Origin of the sequence: Inquilinus limosus MP06, from assembly GCF_000767795.1 — a bacterium.
Lineage (GTDB): Bacteria > Pseudomonadota > Alphaproteobacteria > DSM-16000 > Inquilinaceae > Inquilinus > Inquilinus limosus_E.
The window spans coordinates 1-8,702 of the sequence record NZ_JANX01000247.1; the positions used below are offsets into that span (position 1 = coordinate 1).

Sequence of the window (8,702 nt, forward strand, 5' to 3'; positions counted from 1 at the left end):
CGGGCACGAAGGCGCCGGGCGGGATGTTGCCGGGCTCGACATAGGCGTGGTGCAGCGCGTCCAGCTGGGCCCACAGCACGTCGCATTTGAACAGCAGGGCATTCATCACATCCTGCTGCTGGTCCGGCCGCCGCGCCTCGCGCTTGACGTAGTCGAGGGCGAAGTCGGAGTCGCGCGGCGCCTGGGTCAGGCGCTTGTCGAAATAGGCCAGGGCGTCGCGCGAGACGAAATCGTAATTGGCCAGCATGCCGGCGACACGGTTGCCGATGATGGCGGGGGCGAACAGCTCGGTGAGGGAGGAGGCGACGGCCTCCAGCAGCGTGCGCTCGCGCACGAAGCGGACATAGGCGTCGACGGCGAAGCGGGTAGCCGGCAGGATGCCGCGGCCGTCGATCACCTGGGCGCGGTCCAGCCCCAGCGCGTCGGTCAGGTGCAGCCAGCGGGCGATGCCGCCTTCGCCCTCGCGCTCGCCGTCATGGTCGACCACGCGCTGCCGCCATTCGCGGCGCAGCGCCGGGTCCTCGGCGCGCGACATCAGCGCCGAATCCTTCAGCGGGATGCGGCTCTGGTAGTAGTAGCGGTTCAGCGCCCAGGCCTGCACCTGGCCCCGGTCCAGCTTGCCGCCATGCAGCAGGGCATGGAACGGGTGGCGGTCATGGTACCGCTCGCGCCCGATCGCGCGCAGCGCCGCCTCGAGCTGGTCCGGGGTCATCAGGTCGGTCATCGGCGCATCCTTGGCACTGCTGTGGGCTCTTGGGGCTGTGGAGCAGAGCAATGATCTAGACCCTTATTGTCATTGCCGGGCTTGACCCGGCAATCCAGGGGCCACCCCGAGCGGCATCGATAGTCCCTGGATGCCCGGGTCAAGCCCGGGCATGGCAGCTCGGGGTGGATCATCTCGCTCTCGCCTCCCGGCGCATCCTACTCGTCCTCACAGCGCGATCTCCATGCCGTCCTCCGCAACCTCCCAGCCGGCATCGGCCAGGGCGGCGCGTTCGGGCGAATCCTCGATCAGGACCGGGTTGGTGGTGTTGACATGGATCAGGATCCGGCGCCCGGTGTCGAGACCGGAAAAGGCGGCGACCGTGCCGTCCGGCCCGTCGATGCTCATATGGCCCATCCGCCGGCCGGTCTTGGCGCCGACGCCGGTGGTGATCAGCTCGTCGTCGCGCCACAGCGTGCCGTCGAAGAACACCAGCGGCGATCCCCGCAGCCGGGCCTGCAGCTCCGGCGTCATCGCGGCGCAGCCGGGGATGTAGTGGAAGCGGGCGCCGTTGGCCGCGATCTCCAGCCCCAGCGTCTCGTCCGGCGCGCCGGCCAGGTCGTCGCCGGCCTGGCCCTCGAGATACAGCGGCACCTTGCCCGGCACCGGGAAGGCGGTGACGGTCAGGCCCAGCCCGCCGCCGCGGCCGGCGATCGGGAAGGGCCCGTTCGGCACCACCGCATGGCGCTCGACCGACCGGGGGCTCAGCGCGTCGAAGATGGGGTTGGCGGCCAGGGCGGCCAGCACCGGCGGCGCGGCCCACAGGGCGAAGGGCTGGGATTCGCGCATCGAGAGCAGCCCGGCGACATGGTCGATCTCGCCGCTGGTCAGGATCACCGCCGCGATCGGGGAATGGCGCAGCCCGTCCTGCGGCCACAGCACCGGGTTGGCCGCCACCTGCTGGCGAAAATCGGGGGAGGCGTTCAGCAACAGCCAGCGCTCGCCATCCGCACTGACGGCGAGGGAGGCCTGGGTGCGCGGCTTGGCGCGCAGACTTCCGGTCCGCACCCCCCGGCTGGTGGGCGCGTTGCAGTTCCATTGAGGGAAACCTCCGCCGGCGGCGGAACCGAGGACGACGATGCGCATGGTCTCAGCCCCGCTTTCGGCAGCCTCGCCGGATCCGCCATCAGGCGGAGGTTGGTCTTAAACGGTCGCGCAGGCGTAGGCGTTGATCTCGCAGCCGACGGAGATCTCGCGGACCTTCGGAGTCTTCCAGCGCTTCATGAGACGTCTCCATAAGGGTCAGTGCTCTCGGGATGACGCCTCGGCCCGGCGCTTGGTTCCGGGCCGCGACATCCTGAGCATGATGCGCCTTCCGCGCGCGAGGGGAATACTACTTTGGAGCCATTCCACAGGTTTGTTGTCGCACCGCGGGCTCAAGCCGCCTTTGGCCGCGCGCTCATGGTCAGCAGGTCGTAGCGGGCCACGGTCTCGCCGGCCTGGTTGAACACCTCGACGTCCCAGCGCACCTCGCCGTATTCCGGCATGCGGGCGGCTGTCTTGCGCTTGACCGTCAGCCGCACCCGGATCGAGTCCCCGGGCGACACCGGCTTCAGGAAGCGCAAATTGTCGAGGCCGTAATTGGCCAGGAGCGGCCCGGGCGCCGGGTCGACGAACAGGCCGGCGGCGAAGGACAGGATCAGATAGCCATGCGCCACCCGGCCGGGGAAGAACGGGTTCGCCTTGGCCGCCTCCTCGTCCATATGGGCGTAGAAGGCGTCGCCGGTGAAGGCGGCGAAATGCTCGATGTCCTCCAGCGTGATGGTGCGCGGGGGCGTCTCGACCGTCTCGCCGACCGTCAGCTCCTCGTAGTTGCGGCGGAACGGATGGGTGGCCGGCACCGGCGCCGGGGCGCCCTGCAGCCAGGTCCGGGTCAGGGCGGAGAGGCGGGTGGGCGACCCCTGCAGGGCGGTGCGCTGCAGATAGTGGTGCACGCCGCGGATGCCGCCCAGCTCCTCGCCCCCGCCGGCGCGGCCGGGGCCGCCATGCACGAGGCCGGGCAGGGGCGAGCCGTGGCCGGTCGATTCGCCGGCGCAGTCGCGGTCGACCACCAGGATGCGGCCGTGGAACGGCGCCAGGCCGAAGACCAGCGCGTCGGCCACCGCATCGTCATGGGTGAAGACCGAGGCCACCAGGCTGCCTTCGCCGCGGCGCACCAGCTCCACCGCCTGGTCCAGGCCGTCATAGGCGATCACGGTCGCGACCGGCCCGAAGGCCTCGACCGTGTGCACCTTGCGCGCCGTCGCTGGGTCGGCGCAGCGCAGCAGCACCGGCGCCAGGAAGGCGCCGCCCGGTGCCCCGTCATTGGCGGGATCGCCGACCACCACCTCGGCCTCCGTGCTCAGCTCGGCGATGCGGGCGCGGATATCGTCGCGCTGGGCCAGGCTGACCAGCGGGCCCATCCGCGTGCCCTCCTGCCGCGGGTCGCCGATGGCCAGGCCGGCCAGCTTCTGCCCCAGCGCCGTGATGACGTCGTTTTCCAGCGCGCGCGGCACCAGGACGCGGCGGATGGCGGTGCATTTCTGCCCGGCCTTCGCCGTCATCTCGCGCACCACCTCCTTGACGAACAGGTCGAATTCCGGCGTGCCCGGCACTGCGTCCGGGCCCAGAACGGCGGCGTTCAGCGAATCCCGCTCGGCCACGAAGCGCACCGCGTTTCGCGAGATCGCGGGGTGGTTTCGCAGCCTTTCCGAAGTCTCGATCGACCCGGTGAAGGCGACGAGATCCTGGCCGGTCAGATGGTCCAAGAGGTCGCCGGCACTGCCGGCCACGAATTGCAGCGCCCCCGCGGGCAGGATGCCGGAATCCGCGATCAGCCTGACCAGCGCCTCGGCGACATAGGCGGTGGCCGAGGCCGGCTTGGTGATCACCGGCACCCCGGCCAGGATCGCCGGCGCCAGCTTCTCCAGCAGGCCCCAGCACGGGAAGTTGAAGGCGTTGATGTGCACCGCCACGCCGGTCAGCGGCGTCAGCACATGGACGCCGACGAAGCTGCCGCCCTTGGACAGGCGCTCGACCCCGTCCTCCAGGATGAAGCGCTCGCTCGGCAGCTCGCGGCGCCCGCGCGAGGCATAGGCGAACAGCGTGCCCAGGCCGCCATCGATGTCGATCAGGTTGTCCCGCCTGGTCGCCCCGGTGTCGGCGGCGAGGTCGTACAGCGGCTCCTTGCGCTCGGAGAGGTACAGCGCCAGCGCCTTCAGCATGTCGGCGCGCTGGTGGAAGGTCAGCCGGCGCAGCGCCGGGCCGCCGACCTCGCGGGCATGGCGGACCATCGCCGCGAAGTCCAGGCCGCGGCTCGACAGCCGCGCCACCACCCGGCCGTCGATGGCGCTGGCGATGTCGGCCAGCCCCTCGGTCGCGGCGACCCAGCGGTCCTCGGCATAGCTCTGCAGGATGGCGGTCATGGGCTCCTCCCGATCCCCGGTCCGCATCGCCGATTGCAGATTGACAGGCCGGGTTCCGGGTCTAAGAATTAACCGAACGATCGTTCAATTCAAGAGGCCCGGTGCAACCGGCCCAACCGGAGGAGGATGCCCCGTGGAGCCTACGGTTCTGGTCGATCGCCGCGACGGCTGGAGCGTCCTGACGCTCAACCGCCCGGACCGGCTGAACGCCTTCACCGAGGAGATGCACCGCGCCCTGGCCGAGGCGCTGGCCGGGGTCGAGGCCGATGCCGGCTGCCGGGCGGTGCTGCTGACCGGGGCGGGCCGCGGCTTCTGCGCCGGGCAGGATCTCAACGACCGCGCCACCAGCGGCCAGGCGCCCGATCTCGGCGCCACGCTGGACGGTCTCTACAACCCGCTGATCCGCCGGCTGCGGGCGCTGCCGAAGCCGGTGGTCTGCGCCGTCAACGGCGTCGCCGCCGGGGCCGGGGCCAACATCGCGCTGGCCTGCGACATCGTGCTGGCCGCGCGGTCGGCCAAGTTCATCCAATCCTTCGCCAAGATCGGCCTGGTGCCGGATTCGGGCGGCACCTATGTGCTGCCGCGTCTGGTCGGCGCCGCCCGGGCCCGCGGCCTGGCGCTGCTGGCCGAGCCGCTGCCGGCGGAGAAGGCCGAGGCATGGGGTCTGATCTGGAAGGCGGTGGACGACGACGCGCTGAGGGCGGAGGCCGAGGCCTTGACCGCGCACCTCGCCACCCAGCCGACCCAGGGGCTGGCGCTGATCAAGCAGGCGCTCGACGCCTCCGCCGGCAACAGCCTGGACGCGCAGCTCGACCTCGAGCGCGACCTGCAGCGCCGGGCCGGGCGCACGCCGGACTATGCCGAGGGCGTCCGCGCCTTCATCGAGAAGCGGCCGGCCAAATTCACGGGGCAGGCGGAATGAAGGCGACGACCGGGGCGGAGGCCGAGGCGGTCGCCAAAGCCGCGGCCGAGGCGATGTGGCGCGACGACGGCGCCAGCCGGGCGCTGGGGATGGAAATCCTGGAGATCGGCCCCGGAAGGGCGAAGCTGGCCATGACCATCCGCCCGGACATGACCAACGGCCACGGCACCGCCCATGGCGGCTTCATCTTCACCCTGGCGGATTCGGCCTTCGCCTTCGCCTGCAACTCGGGCGGCGAGCGCACGGTGGCGGCGCATTGCAGCATCACTTTCCTGCGGCCCGGCACGGTCGGCGACCGGCTGGTGGCGACGGCGCGGGAGGTGTCGCGCTCCGGCCGTTCCGGCCTCTACGACGTCAGCGTCGCGGTGGGCGAGACGGTGATCGCGGAGTTCCGCGGCCATTCCCGCACGGTCGGCGGCTCGTTCATCGACCGCCCGGCCGAAGACTGAGAACGGGCACGGGGAGGGGGCGATGACGGAGATCCCGGGGCTGGACGCGGCCGAGCGGGCCTCTCGCGACGAGATCATGGCGCTGCAGCGCGAGCGGCTGGCCTGGTCGCTGCGCCACGCCTACGACAACGTCCCGCACACCCGCCGGGCCTTCGACGCCGCCGGGGTGCACCCCTCGGATTTCCGCGACCTGCCGGATCTGGCGAAGTTCCCCTTCACCACCAAGCAGGACCTGCGCGACAGCTACCCCTTCGGGCTGTTCGCGGTGCCGCGCGAGCGCATCGCCCGCATCCACGGCTCCTCCGGCACCACCGGCAAGCCGATCGTGGTCGGCTACACCCGGGCCGATCTCGACATGTGGGCCGAGGTCATGGCGCGGTCGATCCGCGCCGCCGGCGGCCGGCCGGGCATGATGGTGCATGTCGCCTATGGCTACGGCCTGTTCACCGGGGGGCTGGGCGCCCATTGCGGGGCGGAGCGGCTGGGCTGCACCGTGGTGCCGATGTCGGGCGGCATGACCGAGCGCCAGGTCCAGCTGATCACCGATTTCCGGCCCGACATCATCATGGTGACGCCCAGCTACGCGCTGGCGATCCTGGACGGCTTCCGGGCCCGCGGCCTCGATCCGCGCGACAGCTCGCTGCGCTTCGGCATCTTCGGGGCGGAGCCCTGGACCAACGCGATGCGGCAGGAGATCGAGCAGGCCTTCGCCCTCGACGCCACCGACATCTACGGCTTGTCGGAGGTGATCGGCCCCGGCGTCGCCCAGGAGTGTGTCGAGACCAAGGACGGGCTGCATGTCTGGGAGGACCATTTCCTGCCGGAGGTGATCGACCCGGCCACCGGCGCGGTGCTGCCGGACGGCGAGATCGGCGAGCTGGTCTTCACCTCCCTGACCAAGGAGGCGTTCCCGGTCATCCGCTACCGCACCCGCGACCTGACCCGGCTGCTGCCCGGCTCGGCCCGGCCCGGCATGCGGCGGATGGAGAAGGTGACCGGCCGCTCCGACGACATGATCATTCTGCGCGGCGTCAACGTCTTCCCGACCCAGATCGAGGAGGTACTGCTGGCCTGCGACTGGTGCGGCGGCCATTTCGCCATCGAGCTGAGCCGCCCCGGCCGGCTGGACGAGATGACGGTCCTGGCCGAGGCGCGGCCGGAGCATTGGGACGGGGCCGGCCTGACCGCGGCGGCCGAGCGGCTGACGCTGCGGATCAAGGAGACGGTCGGGGTCTCGGCCCGGGTGCTGATCCAGGCCCCCGGCACGATCGAACGCTCCGCCGGCAAGGCGAAGCGGGTGATCGACAAGAGGCCGAAGGGGTAGGGCGCCGCCGCCGGCCCCCTTCAGCGGTCCTGCGCCCCGTGCCATATCCGGATGATTTCGACCGCGGCTGGCGTGATCCGATAGACAATCACATAGGGCCAGAAGGCCGTGAGTTCGCGGGTGCCGGCGACGATACCGGGTCGGCCTCGTTCAGGGAGGTATTCCAGCCGATCGCACGTCGCGATCAACTGGACCGCAACCCTCGTCGCTGCGAATGGATTTTTGCTCGCCGATATAGCTTCGAATGTTTGCCAGATCTGCCAAAGCGTCCGCAGTGAGGACTACGGGCATTCGGGCGGCGGCAGTTCGTCCTTGGTGCCCCAGGACAGTAGCCAGCGCCGCACATCCTCGTACGGCACAACCTTGCCGGCATCGGCAGATGCAATCCCTTCCTTGATCGCCTTGCGTTTGGCGGCGATCTCGGGATCCTCAGGCGGATCGATCTGGGCGGGTTTGCTCATGCCCCTAATATAGGCCCGATGCAGACGGATAGCCATCCCAGGGCTGGCATTACATCTCGTCGTAATCGACCACCACCCGGTCGGTCTTCGGATGCGACTGGCAGGTCAGGATGAAGCCGGCCTCCAGCTCCCAGGGCTCCAGCGAGTAGTTCAGGTCCATCGCCGCCTCGCCCTCGACCAGCCGGGCGCGGCAGGTCGAGCACATGCCGCCCTTGCAGGCATAGGGCAGGTCCACGCCGGCGCGCAGCGCCGCGTCCAGGATGCTCTCGTCCTCGGCCACCGGCACCTCGCGGCGCTTGCCGTCGACAGTCAGCACGGCGGTGCGGCTCGGCGCGTCGGGGGCAGGGGCTACGGGTTTCGGCCGCGGCCGGCCGCCGAGGGCGGAGACGAACAGCTCGACATGCACCTTCTCCGGCGCCACGCCCAGCTCCGTCAGCACCGTCTGGATCTCCCGGCTCATGCCTTCCGGCCCACAGAGATAGACCTCGTCGATCATCTCGGCCGGCACCACCAGCCGCAGCAGGCGCCGCACCTTGTCGCCGTCCAGCCGGCCGGTCAGGATCGGCAGGTCCTGCTCCTCCTGCGACAGCACGTGGAAGACCGAGAGCCGGCCGAGGAAGCAGTCCTTCAACTCCTCCAGCGCCTCGCGGAACAGGATCTCACTGGTGGACCGATTGCCATAGAACAGGAAGAAGCGGCTTTCCGGCTCGCGCGCCAGCACGCCGCGCAGCAGCGACAGCACCGGGGTGATGCCGGAGCCGGCGGCGAAGGCGACATGAGTTCGCGCCCGGCTTTGGACCGGCGCCTGCTGCATGCCGAAGCGGCCGGTCGGGGTCATCACCTCGATCGCGTCGCCGGCCTGCAGCGTGCGGTTGACCCAATCGGAGAAGACGCCGCCCTCGACCCGCTTCACCGCGATCCGCAGCTCGCCGTCGTCAGGGCCGGAGCAGATCGAGTAGGACCGGCGCAGATCCTCGCCGTCGATGCTGGCGCGCAGCGTCAGGTACTGGCCGGGCGTGAAGCGATAGTCGGCGTCCAGCTCGCCCGGCACGTCGAAGGCGATCGAGACCGCGTCGGTCGTTTCGCGCCTGATGTTGCGGATGGTCAGGCAGTGGAAGCGCGGCGGGGCGGCGGACATCAGTGGCACTTGAAGTAGTCGAAGGGCTCGCGGCACTCGGTGCAGCGCCACAGCGCCTTGCAGGAGGTCGAGCCGAACTCCGACAGCCGCTCGGTGCGGGCCGAGCCGCAATGCGGGCAGGGCACGGCTTCGGCCCCGAACAAGGCGCGCCGGCCGACGCCGTCCTGCGGCGGGGCGACGCCGTAGGCGGCCAGCTTGCGGCGGCCATCCGGCGTCAGCCAGGCGGTGGTCCAGGCCGGCG

General features: G+C 70.6%; 11 protein-coding genes. 3 read left to right on the top strand and 8 right to left on the bottom strand.

All coding sequences use genetic code 11. From position 1 onward, the window contains the following. From pqqC to paaZ, 4 genes are all read right to left on the bottom strand, one after another. On the bottom strand, positions 1–724 hold a 724-nt coding region (pqqC, locus tag P409_RS18670), incomplete at its 3' end, for a pyrroloquinoline-quinone synthase PqqC (RefSeq protein ID WP_034841205.1). 207 nt (positions 725–931) lie between these two features. After that, positions 932–1,849, bottom strand: coding sequence for a pyrroloquinoline quinone biosynthesis protein PqqB (gene pqqB / locus P409_RS18675; RefSeq protein ID WP_034841207.1), 918 nt, complete (start codon positions 1,847–1,849; stop codon positions 932–934). A gap of 57 nt (positions 1,850–1,906) precedes the next feature. Next, a complete protein-coding gene (gene pqqA, locus P409_RS41590) occupies positions 1,907–1,987 on the bottom strand; it encodes a pyrroloquinoline quinone precursor peptide PqqA (protein WP_034841210.1) in 81 nt (26 codons plus the stop codon). Positions 1,988–2,139: 152 nt separating this feature from the next. Further along, positions 2,140–4,167 (bottom strand): phenylacetic acid degradation bifunctional protein PaaZ, encoded by a 2,028-nt coding sequence (gene paaZ, locus P409_RS18685; protein ID WP_034841214.1) that lies wholly within the window; start codon positions 4,165–4,167, stop codon positions 2,140–2,142. Positions 4,168–4,300: 133 nt separating this feature from the next. Here paaZ and paaG point away from each other — a divergent pair, with 133 nt between their 5' ends. From paaG to paaK, 3 genes are read left to right on the top strand one after another with little or no spacing between them, the layout of a single operon-like run. Then, positions 4,301–5,089: a 2-(1,2-epoxy-1,2-dihydrophenyl)acetyl-CoA isomerase PaaG gene (gene paaG, locus P409_RS18690; protein WP_034841217.1), complete on the top strand. Its 789-nt coding sequence runs from the start codon at positions 4,301–4,303 to the stop codon at positions 5,087–5,089. Continuing rightward, positions 5,086–5,538 (top strand): hydroxyphenylacetyl-CoA thioesterase PaaI, encoded by a 453-nt coding sequence (paaI, locus tag P409_RS18695; RefSeq protein ID WP_034841220.1) that lies wholly within the window; start codon positions 5,086–5,088, stop codon positions 5,536–5,538. Before paaG ends, paaI begins: the two co-directional genes overlap by 4 nt. Before the next feature lie 22 nt (positions 5,539–5,560). Next, entirely contained in the window at positions 5,561–6,862 is a 1,302-nt protein-coding gene (gene paaK, locus P409_RS18700; RefSeq protein WP_034841223.1) for a phenylacetate--CoA ligase PaaK, read from the top strand. Positions 6,863–6,882: 20 nt separating this feature from the next. On the opposite strand, the gene P409_RS37180 is transcribed toward paaK, so the two are convergent. The 4 genes from P409_RS37180 to P409_RS18715 all read right to left on the bottom strand — a co-directional run. Next, the gene (locus P409_RS37180) at positions 6,883–7,050 is read right to left on the bottom strand and encodes a type II toxin-antitoxin system RelE/ParE family toxin (RefSeq protein ID WP_238578719.1); all 168 of its coding nucleotides are present in this window, start codon (positions 7,048–7,050) and stop codon (positions 6,883–6,885) included. Positions 7,051–7,143: 93 nt separating this feature from the next. Continuing rightward, the gene (locus P409_RS18705; RefSeq protein WP_034841227.1) at positions 7,144–7,323 is read right to left on the bottom strand and encodes a CopG family transcriptional regulator; all 180 of its coding nucleotides are present in this window, start codon (positions 7,321–7,323) and stop codon (positions 7,144–7,146) included. Between the two features lie 49 nt (positions 7,324–7,372). Next, complete coding sequence (gene paaE / locus P409_RS18710) at positions 7,373–8,461, bottom strand: 1,2-phenylacetyl-CoA epoxidase subunit PaaE (protein ID WP_034841232.1); 1,089 nt, start codon at positions 8,459–8,461, stop codon at positions 7,373–7,375. After that, positions 8,461–8,702, bottom strand: a 242-nt coding sequence (locus tag P409_RS18715; RefSeq protein ID WP_034841237.1) for a PaaD-like zinc ribbon domain-containing protein, incomplete at its 5' end; no start/stop codon positions are given. The genes P409_RS18715 and paaE, both read right to left, overlap by 1 nt.